Source organism: Pseudoalteromonas luteoviolacea, assembly GCF_001696455.1.
In the GTDB taxonomy this organism is placed as follows: domain Bacteria; phylum Pseudomonadota; class Gammaproteobacteria; order Enterobacterales; family Alteromonadaceae; genus Pseudoalteromonas; species Pseudoalteromonas luteoviolacea_C.
Genome location: NZ_MAUJ01000001.1, coordinates 720983 through 740265 on the forward strand (window position 1 = coordinate 720983; position 19283 = coordinate 740265).

At 41.0% G+C, this 19283-nt stretch carries 13 protein-coding genes; 12 read left to right on the forward strand and 1 reads right to left on the reverse strand.

Annotation, left to right across the window (positions count from 1 at the left end; genetic code table 11):
* The first annotated feature begins 61 nt into the window (after window positions 1–61).
* From astE to ttcA, 5 genes are all read left to right on the forward strand, one after another.
* Complete coding sequence (astE, locus tag A7985_RS03050) at window positions 62–1093, forward strand: succinylglutamate desuccinylase (protein ID WP_065788946.1); 1032 nt, start codon at window positions 62–64, stop codon at window positions 1091–1093.
* Between the two features lie 245 nt (window positions 1094–1338).
* Entirely contained in the window at window positions 1339–2556 is a 1218-nt protein-coding gene (locus A7985_RS03055; protein WP_065788947.1) for a thiamine pyrophosphate-dependent dehydrogenase E1 component subunit alpha, read from the forward strand.
* The gene (locus A7985_RS03060) at window positions 2556–3533 is read left to right on the forward strand and encodes a transketolase C-terminal domain-containing protein (protein ID WP_065788948.1); all 978 of its coding nucleotides are present in this window, start codon (window positions 2556–2558) and stop codon (window positions 3531–3533) included. The genes A7985_RS03055 and A7985_RS03060 overlap by 1 nt, the downstream gene beginning before the upstream one ends.
* A 9-nt stretch (window positions 3534–3542) precedes the next feature.
* Complete coding sequence (locus A7985_RS03065) at window positions 3543–5120, forward strand: dihydrolipoyllysine-residue acetyltransferase (RefSeq protein ID WP_065788949.1); 1578 nt, start codon at window positions 3543–3545, stop codon at window positions 5118–5120.
* 205 nt (window positions 5121–5325) lie between these two features.
* Window positions 5326–6219 (forward strand): tRNA 2-thiocytidine(32) synthetase TtcA, encoded by an 894-nt coding sequence (gene ttcA / locus A7985_RS03070; RefSeq protein WP_065788950.1) that lies wholly within the window; start codon window positions 5326–5328, stop codon window positions 6217–6219.
* 40 nt (window positions 6220–6259) lie between these two features.
* Here ttcA and A7985_RS03075 read toward each other — a convergent pair whose 3' ends face one another.
* Window positions 6260–7099: a TIGR02285 family protein gene (locus A7985_RS03075; protein ID WP_141685254.1), complete on the reverse strand. Its 840-nt coding sequence runs from the start codon at window positions 7097–7099 to the stop codon at window positions 6260–6262.
* 303 nt (window positions 7100–7402) lie between these two features.
* Here A7985_RS03075 and A7985_RS03080 point away from each other — a divergent pair, with 303 nt between their 5' ends.
* From A7985_RS03080 to A7985_RS03110, 7 genes are all read left to right on the forward strand, one after another.
* A complete protein-coding gene (locus A7985_RS03080; protein WP_065788951.1) occupies window positions 7403–8014 on the forward strand; it encodes a hypothetical protein in 612 nt (203 codons plus the stop codon).
* 24 nt (window positions 8015–8038) lie between these two features.
* On the forward strand, window positions 8039–8998 hold the full coding sequence (locus A7985_RS03085; RefSeq protein WP_065788952.1) for an acetoacetate decarboxylase: 960 nt from the start codon (window positions 8039–8041) through the stop codon (window positions 8996–8998).
* Between the two features lie 18 nt (window positions 8999–9016).
* Window positions 9017–11263: an NAD(P)-binding protein gene (locus A7985_RS03090; protein ID WP_065788953.1), complete on the forward strand. Its 2247-nt coding sequence runs from the start codon at window positions 9017–9019 to the stop codon at window positions 11261–11263.
* Window positions 11264–11376: 113 nt separating this feature from the next.
* Window positions 11377–13608 (forward strand): TonB-dependent receptor, encoded by a 2232-nt coding sequence (locus A7985_RS03095; RefSeq protein ID WP_065788954.1) that lies wholly within the window; start codon window positions 11377–11379, stop codon window positions 13606–13608.
* Between the two features lie 32 nt (window positions 13609–13640).
* Window positions 13641–16325 carry an ATP-binding protein gene (locus tag A7985_RS03100; protein WP_065788955.1) on the forward strand — a complete coding sequence of 895 codons (2685 nt, stop codon included), beginning with the start codon at window positions 13641–13643 and terminating at the stop codon, window positions 16323–16325.
* A gap of 96 nt (window positions 16326–16421) precedes the next feature.
* Window positions 16422–16811, forward strand: coding sequence for a hypothetical protein (locus A7985_RS03105; RefSeq protein ID WP_065790010.1), 390 nt, complete (start codon window positions 16422–16424; stop codon window positions 16809–16811).
* A 778-nt stretch (window positions 16812–17589) separates the two neighbouring features.
* Window positions 17590–19254 (forward strand): hypothetical protein, encoded by a 1665-nt coding sequence (locus tag A7985_RS03110; RefSeq protein ID WP_065788956.1) that lies wholly within the window; start codon window positions 17590–17592, stop codon window positions 19252–19254.
* Window positions 19255–19283 lie beyond the last annotated feature (29 nt).

Consider the following 19283-nt stretch of genomic DNA (forward strand, 5'->3'; position numbering starts at 1 on the left):
AATTCTTAAAGGCCATTCATTAATGGCCTTTTCTTTTTTACATCTCTCATAAGGTGACAGTATGTACCTTGATACATTAAAAGCGACAGGGGACTTTTTAACCATTACTCGTGAAAATGAATTTTCACTTGAGCCGAGCCAGTTTACATTGGCCAATGGTACAGAGGTTAAAGTAATTGATACCGGTGTTATCGAATTCACGCCGAAGTGCAAAACCAGTAAAGACATTGTGCTTTCAAGTGCGGTGCATGGAAATGAGACTGCTCCCATTGAAATTTGTGATGAACTTATTCAGCAAATTATCATGGGCAGCCTTGAATTAAAACAACGTGTATTGTTCATTTATGGCAACCCTAAATCGATCAATATTGGCCAGCGATTTGTGGATGAAAACTTAAATCGTTTGTTCAATGGTGCGCATGAAAATCGTTCAGAAAACCCTGAACAACTTAGAGCTGCTAAGTTAGAGGCTTATGTACGCACTTTCTTTACCACTGTTGAAGAAGGTCGTTACCGCGCGCACTATGATTTACATACTGCTATTCGTGGTTCTAAAAACGAAAAGTTTGCAGTTTACCCATTTCTACATGGCAAACCATGGAAAAAATCACAACTTCAATTTTTATTATCTTGCGGCGTAAACACTGTACTAATGATGAGTTCAGCGGCAACGACATTTAGCTATTTTTCTTCCAAGCAATTTGGCGCAGACGCATTCACAGTCGAACTCGGGCAGGTGAAGCCGTTTGGTCAGAACAATATGGCGAGTTTCGAAGCTACAAAGCAAACTTTGAAAGCATTAATTAGCCAAGAAGAAGTGGAATATAAGGAATTTAATGCAGAAGACTTCGAGTTGTTTACAGTGCACAGAACAATAAACCGCACTTGTGAAGACTTTTCTTTCCCATTCCCCGACAGTGCTGTAAATTTCACCGGTTTTGCGAAAGGTGAATTATTAGCCACCGACGGTGAAAATCAGATTTTTGCAGAAGTGGAAGGTGAAGCAATTATATTTCCGAACGCAAAAGTTGCGCTCGGTCAACGTGCATTGTTAACCGTAATTCCAATGGAAGTAAATGAAAGCTTTATATAACCACCTGAAATAAAAGTCATTTCATAGCCGTATCGAAATCTTTCCAGAATAAAAATGCAAATTGTCGGTTATTCATCTAGGATTAGTTGAATAACCGTTTACGTTAACGTAAAGTGGCAAAAGCTTTAATTTAAGTAATTTGCATTTACCGCACTAATTATTCAAAACTCTATTAGCGGGCTGTATGTCGATGCTCTTGACTGCAAGTATTGCAAATTGGCGATGACAACAAGAGAAGGTAGGTTATGACTAACCCCAATAACATATCGTTAAATATAAGCCATGCACTCGAATTCATCGATGGTCATGCGCTTAACATTCCAACATTGAAAATCTTGAGTGAACAGGGCGATATCTTGGACGGTGCAACTGCACCAGAGCTTGATAAAGAAACAGCACTTAAGATCTATAGCACTATGAGATTTATCCGTTTGTTGGATGAACGTATGCAAGCCGCACAACGTCAAGGTCGTGTAAGCTTTTATATGCAATGTTTGGGTGAAGAAGCTGCAATCACAGCCAGTGCTGCTGCATTAAAGCAAGAAGACATGATCATGGCACAGTACCGTGAGCAAGCTGCATTGCACTACCGTGGCTTTACGCTAGAACAATTTATGAACCAGCTATTCTCGAATGAGAAAGATCTTGGAAAGGGCCGTCAAATGCCGGTTCACTATGGTTCAAACGAACTTCATTACTTAACAATTTCTTCTCCGCTAGGGACTCAAATTCCTCAGGCGACTGGATATGCTTACGGTCAAAAGCTCAAGCATATCGACAAAGACTCTGGAGAGTTAAGCTCAGAAATCGACAACGTCACAATCTGCTATTTTGGTGAAGGTGCGGCCTCCGAGGGAGACTTTCACGCGGGTCTGAATATGGCAGCAGTGCACAAAGCACCGGTTATTTTCTTTGCTCGTAACAACGGATATGCGATTTCTACACCTGCTGACGAACAGTTTAAAGGGGATGGTATCGCATCTCGTGGGGTTGGCTACGGTATTAAAACAATCCGAGTTGATGGCGCAGACACATTAGCTGTTTATGAAGCGACCAAAAAAGCACGTGAGATCGCTGTGACAACAGGTGAGCCTGTATTAATTGAGTCGATAGCTTACCGCCTAGGCGCGCATTCAACGTCAGATGACCCGTCTGGTTACCGTACAAAAGAGGAAGAAGCTGAATTCAAAAATAGCTGTCCTGTAGCAAGATTCAAATCTTGGCTACTAAAGCAAGGCTGGTTGGATGAAAGCGAAGATGAAGCGATTAAAGACAAGATCAGAGAAGAAATCTTAGCAGCGCTAAAAGTGGCAGAGAAAGTTCAAAAGCCAGCACTTGAAGAGTTGGTTTCTGATGTTTATGACACGCCAATTCCTGCTCTACAAAAACAATATGAAGATCTTAAAGAGCACATTAAAAAATATCCAGACGCCTATCCAGTAACAGCAGGGAGAATCAAATAATGGCTAAGATGAACATGTTACACGCCATTAATTCGGCGCTAGATATCAGTATGGCTGAGCACCCACAGGCCTGTATTTTTGGAGAAGATGTTGGTTATTTTGGCGGTGTATTCCGTGCAACGTCAGGTCTTCAAGAAAAATACGGTAAGCACCGTGTTTTTAATACGCCTTTAACAGAGCAGGGGATACTCGGCTTTGCAAATGGTCTAGCGGCTTTTGGCGCCCCTGCGCTTGCTGAAATTCAGTTTGCTGATTATATTTTTCCAGCCTTCGATCAAATCGTAAATGAGTCAGCCAAGTTCCGTTATCGTTCAGGTAACGAGTTTAACGTTGGAAACCTTACAATCCGTACACCATATGGTGGTGGTATTGCAGGTGGTTTGTATCACTCGCAATCACCTGAAGCCTATTTTGCCCATACACCGGGCTTAAAATTGGTAGTACCGCGTAACCCATATCAAGCGAAAGGCTTATTAAGGGCGTGTATTAAAGACGACAACCCAGTGATTTTCTTTGAGCCTAAGCGACTTTACCGCGCATCTGTCGGCGAGGTACCAGAAGAGGACTACAGCATTGAAATTGGTACAGCTGAAGTCGTAAAAGAAGGCACAGACGTGACTGTGCTTGCTTGGGGTGCGCAAATGGAAATTATTGAACAAGCAGCAGAAAAAGCAGAGGAAGCTGGAATTAGCTGTGAGTTAATTGATTTGCGTTCCATTTTGCCATGGGATGCTGAGACACTGATAAAGTCTGTGACTAAAACTGGCCGTTTGGTAATTAGCCATGAAGCGCCAATCACAAACGGGTTTGGTGCTGAGATTGCAGCGACCATTCAAAAAGAGTGTTTCTTACACCTTGAGTCGCCAATTGAACGTGTGTGTGGGCTTGATACTCCTTACCCATTGGCACTTGAAAAAGAGTATGTGCCTGATGCACTGAAAGTGTTTGAAGCAATTAAAAAGTCAGTGGAATTTTAAGGATAAGTCATGTCTAAAGAATTTATTTTACCAGATATCGGTGAAGGCATCGTAGAGTGTGAAGTTGTAGAATGGCTAGTTGCGGTTGGCGATACTGTAAAAGAAGATCAGCCGATTTGCGATGTAATGACAGACAAAGCGCTAGTACAAATTCCCGCTGTTCACGACGGTGTAATTACACAGCTTCACTACGAAAAAGGCGATATTGCTAAAGTGCATGAGCCTTTATTTGCGATGGATGTAGCAGGAGATGCAGCTGCAACGCCGCAAGCGACAGAGGCTGACAGTGTAAGCTCAAATGAGCAAGCAACAGCTACGGGTTCACACCTTGAAGACTTTATCTTGCCAGATATAGGTGAAGGGATAGTTGAATGTGAAATCGTAGAGTGGCTAGTAACCGAAGGGCAAGAGATCAAAGAAGATCAGGCTGTTTGTGATGTTATGACAGACAAAGCTTTGGTTCAGATCCCTGCAAAGTACGACGGTGTTGTGGAAAAGTTATATTATCAAAAAGGTGATATTGCTCAGGTACATAGCCCGTTATTTCAGGTGCGGATTACAGGCTCTGCAGGAACACAGAATGCACCTGCTAAATCAGTAGAAGCGCAATTAGAAATTCATAAACCACAACCTGCACAAGCAAGCGATAATGCGGTAAATGGAAAAGCTGTTACAGGCAAAGCCGTCGCATCACCAGCAGTTAGAAGACGCGCGCGTGAAATGGACATTGATATTCGCTTGGTGGCGGGGAGCGGTAAGAATGGCCGTGTGTATAAAGAAGACTTAGAAAAATATTTGCAGGGTGGCAATTCGTCAGCACCTGTTGCAGCTACGTCTGAAAAAGCGGTTTCTGCGCCTCAAACGGTTGCCCCAAGCTCTGGCGGCACAAGAGTTGAACCAATTCGCGGTATGAAGGCTGCTATGGCAAAGCAGATGGTGGCTTCTGTTTCTACAATTCCGCACTTTACATATAGTGATGAGATTGATTTAACAGATCTGATTGCGCTGAGAAAGTCATTAAAAGAGCAATATGCAAAGCAAGGTATTAAGTTAACTATGATGCCTTTCTTTATTAAAGCGCTTTCTCTTGCGATTAAAGAATTCCCAATCTTAAACTCTCAAGTGAATGATGATTGCACAGAAATCACTTATTTTGATGACCACAATATTGGCATGGCAGTAGACAGTAAACTCGGTCTACTTGTACCAAATATCAAAGGCTGTCAGAACAAGTCAATTGTTGATGTAGCGGAGTCAGTGACTAAATTAACTGATGCTGCGAGAGAAGGGCGAGTGTCTCCAGATGACTTAAAAGGCGGCACAATTTCGATATCTAATATCGGCGCTATCGGTGGAACTACTGCAACACCGATTATTAATAAACCAGAAGTTGCGATTGTCGCTTTGGGTAAACTACAGCACTTACCTCGATTTGACGAGAATGGCAATGTTGTCTCGCGTTCCATCATGCAGGTAAGTTGGTCTGGTGATCATCGTGTTATTGATGGGGGTACGATTGCTCGATTCAATAACCTCTGGAAGTCTTATTTAGAGGAACCTGCAAAAATGATGATGGCCATGCGCTAATTCTACTTTGTAAAGGACCTTTACACGCCTCCAAAGCCCTAGTTTTGGGGGCGTTTTGATTTTTTATAAAAACTTTTGGAATGTGGGTTGTTTATCTGCTCAGATATATTCCAACCGCTAGTAAAAATCCGTATAATCCACATCCTAAAAATTTTTACCCGTAGCAATTAAAAAAGCCGTATTAGCGTAGGCTTGAGAAGTCGTAATGAACCAGAAAGACGATAGAAAAGAAATACTTGAATTTAATAAATTGCAAAAGAAACTGCGTAGAAACGTTGGTAATGCAATCAAAGATTACAATATGATCGAAGAGGGTGATGTTGTGATGGCGTGCATTAGCGGCGGTAAAGATTCTTTCGCTATGCTTGATATACTGCTGAACCTGAAAAAAGCCGCGCCAATTAACTTTGATGTTGTCGCTGTAAACTTAGACCAAAAACAACCTGGGTTCCCAGAGCATATTTTACCAGAGTATTTTGAGAGCTTGGATATCCCTTATTATATCGTTGATAAGGATACTTACTCTGTCGTTAGAGAAAAAGTGCCTGAAGGTAAGACGACTTGTGGTTTGTGCTCAAGGTTACGCCGCGGTACGTTATATTCTTTCGCGGAGAAAATTGGTGCAACTAAACTGGCACTAGGCCATCATATGGATGACATTGTGGAAACAATGTTTTTGAATATGTTCCATGGTTCAAGGCTAAAGGCCATGCCGCCAAAGCTGCGCTCAGATGATGGAAGAAATGTGGTGATTAGGCCACTGACTTACTGCCGTGAAAAAGACTTAATCAAGTATGCAGAGCATAAAGAGTTCCCAATTATTCCATGCAATCTTTGTGGCTCTCAGGAAAATTTGCAGCGACAAAACATTAAGGCCATGTTAGTTGAATGGGATAAGAAAACGCCCGGAAGAGTAGACAGCATCTTTAAGTCTCTACAAAATGTTAGCCCGAGTCAGTTGGCAGATACAAACTTGTTTGATTTCGAAAATTTGCCAATCGATAGAGACGCGGCACGTGATGAGTACCAGTTTAGTGAAGCGACGGTATCATCAACAAATATTGATGAGTCGTTATTTATAGATGTGACGAACATATAAAATAAGCACTAGGTCAGGAATGGATAATGACATTTCTGACCTACGAGCTTGCTTTCCCTTTGAGTAACTTATCTAACTTAGACTCTAGGTAACTAGGCAGCCATTTTACCATGATGGTTTTAAACGCTTGAGAGTTGGTAATGCCAGGCATTGTTTGATTGATTACTCTGATTATTTGCCTCCCATTTTCGTTCTTGGTACAGCCAACATACCCATACGCCAAAGGGTCTATATCATCCAGTATAAGTTGAGAAAGCTGTGCTTTTTTCTGGGTCAACTTATGAATGTAAAAGTGTTCGCTTGGGTAACCAATAACTGCGTCTACTCGCCTTTTTACAAGCATATTAGTGAGGCTTTCTAGCGCATCTTGGCCAGGCCTAACGATGACTTGCTCTCTAGGTATCGATTTTATTATTTCGTCCAGACGTGCGCCGTAAGAGCGCTGCATGGCAACTCCAAGTACTAAGTTATTTTGTTCAATAAACTGTTTTAGGCTCACTTTTTCAAGCTGTGATTTATTTAATGCTTTGAGCGTTTGCTTTGAGATAGCGAGGGTAGGAGACAGACCAATCGTTGCATAACTTTCACTGAAATACATGAATTTTTGTCTTTCAGGCGTTTTATAGAGTGACAACATACAATATGTTTTTCTCTTATCGCTTAACGCTCGAATGGCCCGACTCGCAGGGAAAAATATTTTGTTTTCACTGTATTCAGGTAACTGGTCATGAAGTAAGTTTATTACGAGCTCGTCTCTACCTGTCCCTTCTAGGGCATCACTGATCATATAATAGGGTGGAAAATCAGTGATGATCCAATCAATTGACTTGGCTTTAGCAGGCCCAATTAGCATTAATAACAAAAATAATGTTTTGCGCACGCTGAACTCTCTTCTTTTATTATCAATAAAGCTTAGCAAAAACAGAGCAATTTCCAACTCATACTAAATTACGTACGTTAAATTTATAAGATTGGATTTTTATTTAATTTTACAATTTTATTGTTTTTGCTACATTTTAGTTTGTACATCAACCTTTTTTGGGAATAAGTGCGGTGGCCAACAGAATTTTTTCAGGGATTGGTCTTGCTGTTAAGTAAGTAAAAAGTGTTTTTAACCAAACGCTTCGGGTAGAATACAAGGTTGGCGTATCAAGTTAATTTCAATAATAATATGAGAAACGCTATGATTACGCTTGTAGTGAGTGATATTTTCGGTCAAACAAAAAGCCTTGAGGGCTTTGTAAACGAATTAGATGGCAGCACGGCCATTTGTTCTCCTTATCCTTTTAGACAAGGGCACATCGATAGAGATGAGCCATCCGTCTATCAACAATTCATAGAAACGACAGGTCACGAGAAATATGTCGAGAAAGTTGTTGAGGCTATTTCAAGTAAGCAACCTGATTTAATTATCGGGTTTTCTGCGGGAGCTGTAGCGAGTTGGCGTGCGTTAGCTGCAATGCCAATAAAAAGCGCGACCAAGCTTATTGCTTTTTACCCCGGTCAGATCAGAAACCACCTGCAATTACACCCTAAATGTGATGTAGATATCTACTTCCCCTATGAAGAGAAGCATTTTGATGTAAAGCCTGTAATAGAACACTTATCTGGTGTGCATGGGGTTAGTTGCTATCGAACACGTTACTTGCATGGTTTTATGAATTCTCTGTCTGAAAACTTTTGTGCTCAGGCATATCAGCACTATACAAGACTTTGTCAAGGTAATATTGAAGATGCAATTAAGTTAAAATTAGCCAACCGGAGAATAAAAAGTGGACTAGAATTGACAATGTAAAACTTAAAGTAGAAGGAGTTATGTATGTCAGATCAGCCTCGTATTCCTTATAGACACTTTCCGGGAAATCCCATCGCAAAACCGCCATGCAGAATGCTTAATGCAATGATGTATGGCTTTTTTGTTAAAGGGGAGCTCGAAACCATTCAAGACTATGTGGACTCAACGTTAAACTCAGTACCAAGCGAAAATATAGCTTTTCGAGCTTTGTCTTCTTATTGTTTGCTAACTTTTACAGATATCGAAAATATTGCCTCTAAAGTGCCCCCTTTTAGTAATTATGGGTATATGCAAGAAACAGATATCATTGTTTGGTTACCTATTGCACAAATAAATAAGCAAGAAAATAAATTGACGCATTTGTATTGGTACCCTGCGTTTATCACCGTAAACAACATAAACGCATTGGTTAATGGCCGAGAAACTTGGGGATATAACAAATATCTGTGCAAGTATCAGATGCCGAGTAGCCAACATCGTGCAGATTACTTTTCTTTGAGCCTCGAAACATTTCAGCCATTTGAGGCCGATAAGAAAATGGCTTGGTACGAACTACTTTCAATAGAAAGAGTCGCTGATGACGATACTTGGTTTGAGGAAGCTATTGAGATTGGTAAAGAAGTCGCTGATCTTATCCATAATAGTGTCCTTGATCTTGGTGTTGGTATAGATTTTTTTAAACAGTTATTTACAGGGTTCTCAAATCCTCAGTTAGCCCAGATTTTGTTTAAACAGTTTCCAGACGGATATGCTGAAAATAGTGTTTACAGTGCTGTCGTTCACTCTCCTTCAACGGTTAAAAAAATCCACAAGTTAGGGTTTTTGAAGGATGAATACAAAGTGACTTTTAATCAAGTTGACGCTTTTCCTTTAGAAGACATGTTCGGTATTAAAGTCGGTGAGCAATTTGCCAAATTACCTTACTTCCTTTGCATGGACTTTGATCAAGACGGCGCAAAAGAAATTGTTACTGCAGACTTGTAATGGATGTAAGGATTTGACATGACAAAACAGAATATCGCTATCTTAGGTGGTGGAGTGTCTGCAATGACTGCAGCTGTCTATCTTACCGAAAAAGAAAACTGGCAAGACTTATATGATATTACCGTGTATCAGCTAGGCTGGCGACTCGGTGGTAAAGGCGCAAGTGGCAGAAACTCGGAGTATGGTGAGCGGATAGAAGAGCATGGTTTGCACGTTTGGTTTGGTGCGTATGTGAATTCATTTCGCGCAATTGAAACTGTTTACAACGAGTTAAATCGGCCATCTACAATTCCCATTCACACTTGGCAGCAAGCTTTAAAACCACACAGTTTTGTGGTTTTACAAGAATACATAGATAACGAATGGGAAACTTGGCCCGTAGACTTTCCGCTCATTGATGGAAATCCAGCTGACGGTACGTTGGACCTTCACTTTTGGCAATTGATTGAACTTGTTGTTGCATGGCTGCACAAATGGATAGATGAACTAGAGGAAGCGATAGAAGCTTCCCATAAGCAAGTTGAGTTACAAACCCGAAAAAGCAGAGATAGGAGCCTTTTACAACACCTTGCGAGTGAAATTTCGGATGCTGTAGACAGTGTTGAGGATAAAGTACGTTCATTTTTTGACAGCGCAGTGGATGAAGCACAGGATATACTCTCTACGCCAAAGCTGCTCATCTCACAGCTACATGAGCTAATGAGCTTAAGAGCGAAAGATAAAAAGCTATCGAATACAAAAGATAGACTCGTCACTTGGTATATCGTCAGAAAGTTGAAACGTTGGTTGCGTAGTGAAGCGCTTGAGCTTATTGATGATAACCCAGCTGTCAGACGTGCTTATATTTGTGCAGACCTTGCGATCGCGATGACCGTAGGCATGATCCGAGATAGAGTTCATGCTAAAGGGTTTGGGGTTCTAAATCAGTATGACTTTAAGTATTGGTTGGCACGAAATGGTGCAGATAAACAGTATGCTGTCGAGTCGGCTCCCGTGCGTGGATTTTATGATCTGGTCTTTGGCTACGTCGACGGGGATTTTGAAAATGGCAATGTAGAAGCTGGTGTAGCATCCTTGGCGATGATTCGGATCATGTTGTGCTATAAAGGGGGCGTAATGTGGAAAATGCAAGCAGGCATGGGAGACATTATATTTTCGCCTATCTACGAGTTACTCAGTGAGCGCGGTGTCAAGTTTGAGTTTTTCAATCAAATAGAGTCATTAAAACCAGGACAAGATGAAAACGGTAATTACGTCGTTGAAGAAATCTCAGTCGTTGAACAGGTTGCATTGAAAAATGGACAATATAATCCTCTGGTTGATGTAAAGGGCTTGCCATGCTGGCCTGCAAAACCTAACTTTGAACAAATTGATACGGAACAGGCGGCGCTACTTCAACAGCATAATGTTAACTTGGAGTCATTTTGGAGTGATTGGCCACAAATATACGAGCAACACTTTCAACAACCGCTACCTAAAAAAACGCTCAAGAGAATGCGAGATTTTGATAAAGTTGTGTTTGGCATCTCTGTTGGGTCGTTGGAGCATTTGTGCCCAGAGCTTTTGGCGTTGGACTATGCGTTTGAGCAACAGAGTACTAAGGTAAAAACGGTTGCGACGCAGGCTTTTCAGGTTTGGCTGAATAAGACTGATGAGCAATTGGGTTTTAACTACACACCGCCAAGTGAAGAGCGTCCAATTCTTAGTGCATTTTCTCAGCCTTTTGATACATGGGCTGCGATGTCAAACTTACTTGAAGTGGAAGACTGGCCAAATGACACTCCGTGTAATATTGCCTATTTTTGTAGTGCTTTTACTTGCGACTATTATCCACCAAGTAGTGAGCATTCATTCCCTAAAGAGCAAACAGCTAAAGTTAAGGTCAACTCTGTAGAAAAACTGCAAAGTGAAATGAAACCACTTTGGCCTTTGGCCTATGATTCCGCTGGTGACTTTATATGGGATGTTGTGTATGACCCAGGCGCACCTTCAACAGATGTGCGTTTTGACACGCAATATTGGCGCGTAAATGTTGACCCCAGTGAGCGTTACGTACTATCTGTAGTCGGAAGTAGTGATTTTAGGCTAACAACAGATGGTACCTTGTTTGAAAACTTATATATTACAGGTGATTGGATAAAAACAGGCGTCAATGCCGGCTGTGTTGAAGCCGCTGTGATGGCTGGCATGCAAACCTCAAGAGCCATTTGTGGGCTTCCGGAAGAAATAAGTGGAGAAAATGGCTTTGACCCCGACGGAACTTGAGAGAAAATAGACGTTAAGTAACAGAAAAGGCCTGCAATTTTATTGGAGGTCTTTTCTTTTGGACTATACTCAAGTGAGCAAAGTGAACACCGCTAAAATGAACGAGAACGGACATGTTTAAACTCTCTGCCTTATCAATATCAATATCCTTATTATTCGTTAACCCATCGGTTGCTTTTTCTGCTGACGAAAGCGCTATGGAAACCATTGAAGTTTACGCTCAAAAACGTAAACAGAATATCGAAGATGTCAGTGTCTCTATATCTACAATCGGTGCAGATCAGATAGAGAGGCAAGGTGTGAAAGATGTCACAGAGTTGGGAACTTTTGTCGCAAATCTCAAGATTAGTCAAAATGCTGCTGAGGGTACGCCACCTGCTATTAATATTCGAGGTATCGGACTATTAGATTACAACACTGCGAATACATCTCCCATTGCAATGTACGTAGATGGGTTGAGTGTTGGTTCAGCAAATAACCAAATTGCAAACCTGTTTGATATAGAGCAAGTGGAAGTACTTAAGGGCCCACAAGGTACTTTGTTTGGCAGAAACAGTACTGGGGGCGCGCTATTAGTGCGAACTAAGCGTCCAGAAGACGGCAATTATGGTTATGTAAAACTAGGTATTGGAACCGATGATTGGCAGCGAGCACAAGGTGCCTATAATGCACGGTTGAATGATGAAAGTGCCATCCGAGTTGCCTTTAGTCACACTGATTATGAATATACCAGTTATAACCTATTAGAAACGTCACCAGAAGCGGGACTGACACAGAATGATTTACGTTTGAGTTATTTGGGGGAATGGGAAAATTGGAGTGCCTTTGTAAAAGGTTACTATGGGCATTGGGATGGCATAGTTCAACCAGTTGGCAATATTGGAATATTTAAAGACCCCTTAAATCAAGTGCGCTGTACTCCATCTGAAGCTGGCAAAATAGGGTGTGTTGATAGTTTTGGCTTCAATGATGGTAATGATGATTTTTGGGCTGTGCGAGTTAACAATAATTCGCCTCACCTTAGTATCTATAAAGGCTGGGGGTTGGAACTGCAATGGCAGCAAAGTGACACAGCAAGTGTTACTTATTTAAATGGCTTTAATCGCCTAGACAGAGATCATGCATTTAACTGTGATGGCAGTCCTGCGCGATTGTGTGAGGGAGAGCTTGGCCTAAAAAGTGAATTGGTGACAAACGAACTTAGATATCAGGCTGAAATCGGAAAAGATCATCTAACGATTGGTGCATTTCACCTTGAAGAGCGTATTTACCAAAATAATCACAATGATATTTTACGAGACTTGCGTGGCGTATTGGCGCCGCAATTAACGACTACGTTCTTTTACGACAATGAGATAATCACTAAATCCATTGCATTATTCTCTCAATATGAGTGGCAGCTTGCAAAGAACCACATGTTGACAGTTGGAATACGCTATTCTGATGAGTCAGTAGATTATGACTCGGTTTCTCGCCTGAATTTTATTACTAATCCAGCCGATATAAATGGCTCTATTATTCCTTTCTATACTGTTGTTGGTAAAGTTGAGGATGATGGTGTGTCAGGAAAAGTAGCATGGAACTATACACCATCTGATGCGCTGTTGATTTACTATTCATTGGCAAATGGAAGCAAAAGTGGTGGTTATAATGGGGGGCTGCTGTCGTCGGCGGAGCAGGCGCAATTGGCTGACTACGGCCCTGAAGAGACAATGTCTCACGAGGTAGGCTTCAAGTTAACCGGGACAGATTACTTCTTGTCTGGCGCTGTGTTTTATTATGATTATCAAGATCAGCAAGTTTTTATGAACCAAGCAGCATCGACGCCAGGCGCACCGCCATTGCAACTACTTGAAAATGTAGGGGAGTCGATGATTTATGGCGCGGAATTAGAGCTCGACTACACTTTTACAAATGAATTGTCGAGTAGGGTGGCGATTGGTTATATTCCTGAAGCCAATTTTGAAGAGTTTACAGATCCATTAGGTAATACATTAACGGACAACCGCCTTCCATTTACTTCTGAGTGGAATGTTGCTGCGGAGCTTGCTTACACTATGAATATTAAGGGTGGAGAACTGGATACAGTGATCGGTGTGGACTTTCAATCGGATTACTACTTTGATCAAAATCAAAACCCTTATGCAAATCAAGCAAGTTATGCACTGTGGCGAGCTAATGTTTCATATCAATACGCAGACTGGCAAGTCGGTGTGTGGGCCAAAAACTTGTTTGATAAAGAGTATAGCCATCTAAAGTTTGATTTAAGTTCATTTCTGGGCATGTTAGAAGACTTTAAAGGAGAAGGACAGAGAGTTGGGTTGGATGTTACTTATAACTTTTAAGCGAGCTATTGGCGCTCACTTTAGGCGTATTAATGCAATTGAATAAATTTATCTTGCTGTTAATTGCGATACTTTTTTCAACTCATGTTAAGAGCACTGAGTATGTATTTGATGGAATTGAGCGTGGCGTCAATTTACATGATAAAGGCTTAGTGCTTGCGGCTAAAGATGATACACGCTTTCCGGACTCTTTCGAATCGGTCCAAAGCTGGGCAAAGGGCTTAGAACCGCAAACGGATCGGGCACTCTTCTCAGGTCGTTATTGGTTGGTCACGGAAATCGTTAATGAGTCTATGTATGAGCAACTTGTCTTGTATCCATACAATACCGTACTTTCAAATATTGAGACACGGATTTATTCCCAGTCAAGTGTTGCACGGTATTATTCTGGAGGCATGGTACAAAACGAATTTGCATTTCATTATGGAAATACGGTTACACTGAAGCCTAATGAAAAGTATTACATAGTTACATTATTCGAAAGTGACTTCTTTTATACGCCTATTAAGTTAGAGCTCGTACCTGTCCCTGACTTTAAAGAACAGGTTGTTATTGACAACCTGATAATGATTTTATGCTTTAGTGTTGGTATCGTATTAGGCCTTTATAACTTATTAATTTATATAGGCTCAAAGGATCTCACACATCTATACTACGCTATTTTTGCAGCGACGATGGTGTTTGCTTGGAGTCACTTTTTCCATATATCTGATCAGTTGTTTGGCTTCTACTCACCGCATCTACACTGGCTTGGATTTACCCTTTCTCCAATCAGTAACGCTTTGTTCTATAACTGTTTACTTAAGCTCAAAGAGACTCATCCTAATTTATCGTCTGCTTCAATATGGGTAGGGGTAATCGCGGCGATAGGAACTCCATTTAGCATCTTGTTCCCTGGTTTCGGATTTCTATGGGCGACAATGTCAACCGGTGTGGCACTTTGTTTAGGTCTTTATATTGGGGTATTAAGGATATTAGAAGGCTTCAAACCTGCTAGATACTTTATCTTGGCCTATGTCTGTATGGCTGTGCCGAACATGATAGGCAACTTTACAAATTTAGGGCTTCTTCCACCAATTGCGGTTAATCTTTATTTACTGGGCTTAATTGGGGTCGCACTAGATGCAATGTTCTTAGCATTTGCTGTCGCAGACAAAGTTCGACTAACCAGTGAAGAAAATATAGAGCTAAACAAAAACCTCGAAGCAAAAGTACTTAAACGTACCTATGAATTGGAACAGTTGGCATCCGAATTACGTGATGCGAGTGAAGCGAAAAGTCGTTTCCTTGCGAATATGAGCCATGAGATACGCACGCCAATGACCTCTATAATTGGATATGCGGATGGGATTATATTGGGGGACATTAAGCCCCATGAACGTAACCATGCAATCACTGTAATTTTACAAAACTCCCGTCATGTACTCGGTTTAATCAATGACATTCTCGATATGTCTAAGATTGAAGCGAACAGGCTTGAAGTAGAGTTAATCGAAGCAAACTTATTCCAGTCAATTGCACATGTTGAGTCTTTACTAGGAAAGCAGATCCGCGATAAGGGACTAGAGTTTGAATTAAATTATCAGTTCCCGTTACCCGATTACGTGGTGATTGACCCAACACGTCTGCGACAAATACTGCTCAACTTGACCTCAAATGCACTTAAGTTTACGTCAGTAGGTAAAATCTCAATCGTGGTAAGTTGTAAAGATGAACGCTTATACATATGTGTCAAAGACACAGGGATTGGAATGACTTCCGAGGAGCAAAAAGAACTGTTTAGTGCATTCTATCAAGCAGATTCATCGACAACTCGAAAATATGGTGGCACAGGCTTAGGCCTTAACATCTCTAAGAGCCTAGCCCAGAAACTTGATGGAGACATCGAAGTTGAGAGTGAGGTTGGTTCAGGGACTTCATTTACTTTGTCTCTCAGTTTATTTACAACAGAGAAGACAGTCTGGGTCAATTCATTTGATGAGATTCATCATTCAAATCACAATAAGCAAGCTTTGGTAACGGAGGTAGAGTCTGAAGAACTCAAAGGGGAAGTGTTGCTTGCGGAAGACCATAGTGACAATTGCAGGTTGATAACAAGAATATTGGAAAGAATGGGTTTGAACGTGACAGCTGTCGAGAATGGCCAATTGGCTGTACAAGCAGTATTGGATAACGAGTTTGACCTGATATTGATGGATATTCAGATGCCAGTGATGGATGGTGAACAAGCGTTCAATTTTATACAAGCAACGGGTTGTACAGCGCCGGTTATTGCATTGACAGCGAACACCATGAGTCATGAAGTTGAACGTTATATTAAACTTGGATTTACTGACCATTTAGCTAAACCCATAGATCGAACGAAATTTGCTCAAAAAGTCTCTCATTATCTCAACATAACAGTGGATGAAGAGCTGAGTTTACCTGATGCAGAGTTTAAACAGCTTAAAATGCAATATATAGACGGACTCCATGAGCAGCTTGTTCAATTACAGAATCAGCTTAAATATAAAGATTATGAAGGTCTAGGAAGGTCAATTCATGCGCTAAAAGGAACATCAGCCATGTTTGACTGCCACGAGATCTACCAAACAGTCACACAGATTGATCAACTCCTTAAACAAGAGAATTTCCTAGACGTAGAAAAGGCACTGAATAGATTGTTTGAACTGATAGATCAAGTGATTAAAGAGTCTGATTGTGATCAAGCTGTTTAGGTGAAAGTTCTGCATGTTGAGGTGTTTCTTATTGTCCTAACTAGGTACGCGACAATATACTGCATTGATGCGTTGAAGCTTTATAAGGAATATCTAATGCGAATTTTACTTTTCACTTTTATATTTTTCTCGCCACAGTTGTTGGCAAACCCTCTGATTGGTACATGGGAATTCGTTAAAGGAGAATATGCCACAGCTGAGGGAAGGGTGACCGCTGCTGCGCCAAATGTTACTTCCACAAAAATAATAAACGGCACCCATTTTAGTTATATTACTAGCAGTAATAATAAGTTCCATTATGCTGGCGGAGGAACATATGAACTTAAAGACAATTACTTTATCGAGACGGTGACATTAGGAAATGTTGAGAGCCTAATAGGGAGGCGTATGGCGTTTACCTTTGAAGTCAAAGATAACTTATGGCATCACAAGCTCGTTGAAAATGGTAAATTTGTTGAATACGAGGTTTGGAAAAAGGTTAAGTAGCAACTCGCAAGAATAAGGGCTAATTTTAGCCCTTGACAAATACCCTCAGCTCTTTTATTTCCTATCCATTAAATCTGAAGAAGTTCAATGACATCAAAGCATTGTTGAATTGGTGCAAGTTATAGGATTATGAGAATGTGTTACCTCAAATCGTATTGAATCTCAGGCGTAGCGCTTACTTAGACCAAAAAAAGTAAAAACACACACGTATCGTGTGGTTCGTAGGCTCAATAAAGTGATTTGGCGAAACTCAGTTTAATCGAGCAATGATCTCGGATGCTGAGATATGCAATAAGTCTGTTGCCACTGCAACGTGAGCGTGTGAAGGAAAGGCAGCAGTATAGGGAGGTGAAGCTTTCTGCATAGACGATCAAGTTAACTCACTGTAATTTGATGCTTAGCGATTACGTTATCTCATGATTTAAGGCTCTTTTCATAGGCTGCCACAGTTTACTAATCTCCTGCGTTTGCACCTAAAGTTTCAACATTCGAAAGTTCAAAGCATTATGTAAAAAAGTGTATTGAACATGTTTGATTGTACTAGAATTTAAAATTCATAGATAATTCAAAAAAATTCCGCAGGTTACAAACCTTGTGAATTATAAATCGAAAATAGTGAATTAATATGCATTTTGTGGTGTTTCGATAAAGGTTAAAAAAGTAATCCAAAAGTAGGTGTTTTTTGAACATTTAATCACATTTGTAAACGGCGAAATTTTGTCTAGCAGTCGCATTTGAATTAACTTTAATACAGGTTAGACAAACGAGGTATGCAGACATGAAATCATATATCCCAGTAATTATGGCTTCTCTAATGGTAGGTTGTTCGTCATCAGATAGTGATGAGAATACGCAGCAGACCACCCCTACGGAGCAAGAGACGCCACAAGAAACACCAACTGACAACACAGATTCTGAAAATAGTAATCAGGGTGGCGATTCGAATAATGATTCAAGCGATCAAAGTGATGATATGCAAGATCCAGTTACCGTTGATCGTGGACTATATTTCCCAAAATCTATGGTCGTAGCTTCTCCTTTTGGAGACAGCAGTGATGAAGAAGAGCGTCTTTATTTATCACGAGGTCCCGCTTCTCCAACATATTTTTGGGCGACGCGCAGAATTGATGCATTACTGGATGGAGAAACACCTTTACTAGATGTTTTTCGCGTAAGGTCTTTCTACAGAACTGGCAATAATGCAGACTGTTTTGGTCCTCAGGTTAGTTATCAAGGACATCCAAATTCAGCAGATCCGGCAACGAATTCTGGTACGCTTCCTTCAGGCGATCTAGGTCTTTGGCTTGCGAGTGATAGTGAAGGTAATGCCTGTTCGGTTGCGCAAACTAACGCACTTTTAGATGGAACAAAAGAACGCTCGAGAATGGCTTTGATGACTTTGGCAAGTATGGTGTCAGCGGCAATTGATGATGGAGCTGGTTTACCAGAGGAGGGCACATCTATTGATTTGACCTCTCAAATGAATAGTAAAGGTCTGTCAAATATAAACTTTAGCGCAGCTTCCATTAGCCTTAACTCTGGTATTTGGCAATATAATGTCACACTGGAGTATACCGTAGGTAGCAGTAGCTATGATATAGACCTTACTATGACACATACACCTAGCGGAGACAGGACGAGCTACACAGGCTTACTCAACTATTCTGTTGAAGGTGAGGTCGGTGTATCGGGTATTGAGTTCCCCGGTGGAAACTGTACTCAAAACCAACGTACTTTAGTAGGGTCATTAGCCTATGAGCGTGATGCGCAGCAAATGTCGCTGCAAGCCAGAACTGCAACGTTATGTGGACATGCAGTGAGTGGCGCATTTAATAGTGACCAGCAGGTTGATGTAAAAAATAAATATCATAGTACAGATAACCCGGACGGATGGAGCGAAAATTTTGCAATATTCGGCGCTAATTTTGATTTGACAAGTCTAGCTGGTGACTATGCTTATGTATGGCAAGCAGGCGTCAATGATTCACACAGCCGTATTTTAAACATAGGGTTCAATGACGCTACGCTCGAGAATGGAGAAGCACATTTTGGCTACGGAACAGACATTGACCAAACAAATGGGTTGATACAAGGGTTTATCTGTAACTGGGCTGGTCCAGGTAATAGCCATACTTTGCAAGATTATACGCAAAGACAATTCTTTGAATATGATACGAGTACAAGTAACTACATTGGTACAGATCACCGTGCAAATATAGAATACGCCCCCACAAACAGTTGTGATTATGATGGTACGGGAAGCTTTGTGTTTGATATAGATGTAAGCGGTGTGCTAGGGGATATTTCACAAGAGGATGCCAGTACAGCATTTAACAATGATTTATGGGCGCCAACAGATCCAACACTCACGGTGGCAGAATCCATTTTAGCGAGAGGTCTTAAAGTCCCAGATGTGCCCTTTACATGGCCAGTTGATGAGTAATAAAAAGAAGGCGTAAGCCTTCTTTTTCA

Bases quoted from the DNA above. Each gene is read 5' to 3' on its own strand.
- astE (WP_065788946.1), top strand. From the start codon at position 62: ATGTACCTTGATACATTAAAAGCGACAGGGGACTTTTTAACCATTACT.
- A7985_RS03055 (WP_065788947.1), top strand. From the start codon at position 1,339: ATGACTAACCCCAATAACATATCGTTAAATATAAGCCATGCACTCGAA.
- A7985_RS03060 (WP_065788948.1), top strand. From the start codon at position 2,556: ATGGCTAAGATGAACATGTTACACGCCATTAATTCGGCGCTAGATATC.
- A7985_RS03065 (WP_065788949.1), top strand. From the start codon at position 3,543: ATGTCTAAAGAATTTATTTTACCAGATATCGGTGAAGGCATCGTAGAG.
- ttcA (WP_065788950.1), top strand. From the start codon at position 5,326: ATGAACCAGAAAGACGATAGAAAAGAAATACTTGAATTTAATAAATTG.
- A7985_RS03080 (WP_065788951.1), top strand. From the start codon at position 7,403: ATGATTACGCTTGTAGTGAGTGATATTTTCGGTCAAACAAAAAGCCTT.
- A7985_RS03085 (WP_065788952.1), top strand. From the start codon at position 8,039: ATGTCAGATCAGCCTCGTATTCCTTATAGACACTTTCCGGGAAATCCC.
- A7985_RS03090 (WP_065788953.1), top strand. From the start codon at position 9,017: ATGACAAAACAGAATATCGCTATCTTAGGTGGTGGAGTGTCTGCAATG.
- A7985_RS03095 (WP_065788954.1), top strand. From the start codon at position 11,377: ATGTTTAAACTCTCTGCCTTATCAATATCAATATCCTTATTATTCGTT.
- A7985_RS03100 (WP_065788955.1), top strand. From the start codon at position 13,641: ATGCAATTGAATAAATTTATCTTGCTGTTAATTGCGATACTTTTTTCA.
- A7985_RS03105 (WP_065790010.1), top strand. From the start codon at position 16,422: ATGCGAATTTTACTTTTCACTTTTATATTTTTCTCGCCACAGTTGTTG.
- A7985_RS03110 (WP_065788956.1), top strand. From the start codon at position 17,590: ATGAAATCATATATCCCAGTAATTATGGCTTCTCTAATGGTAGGTTGT.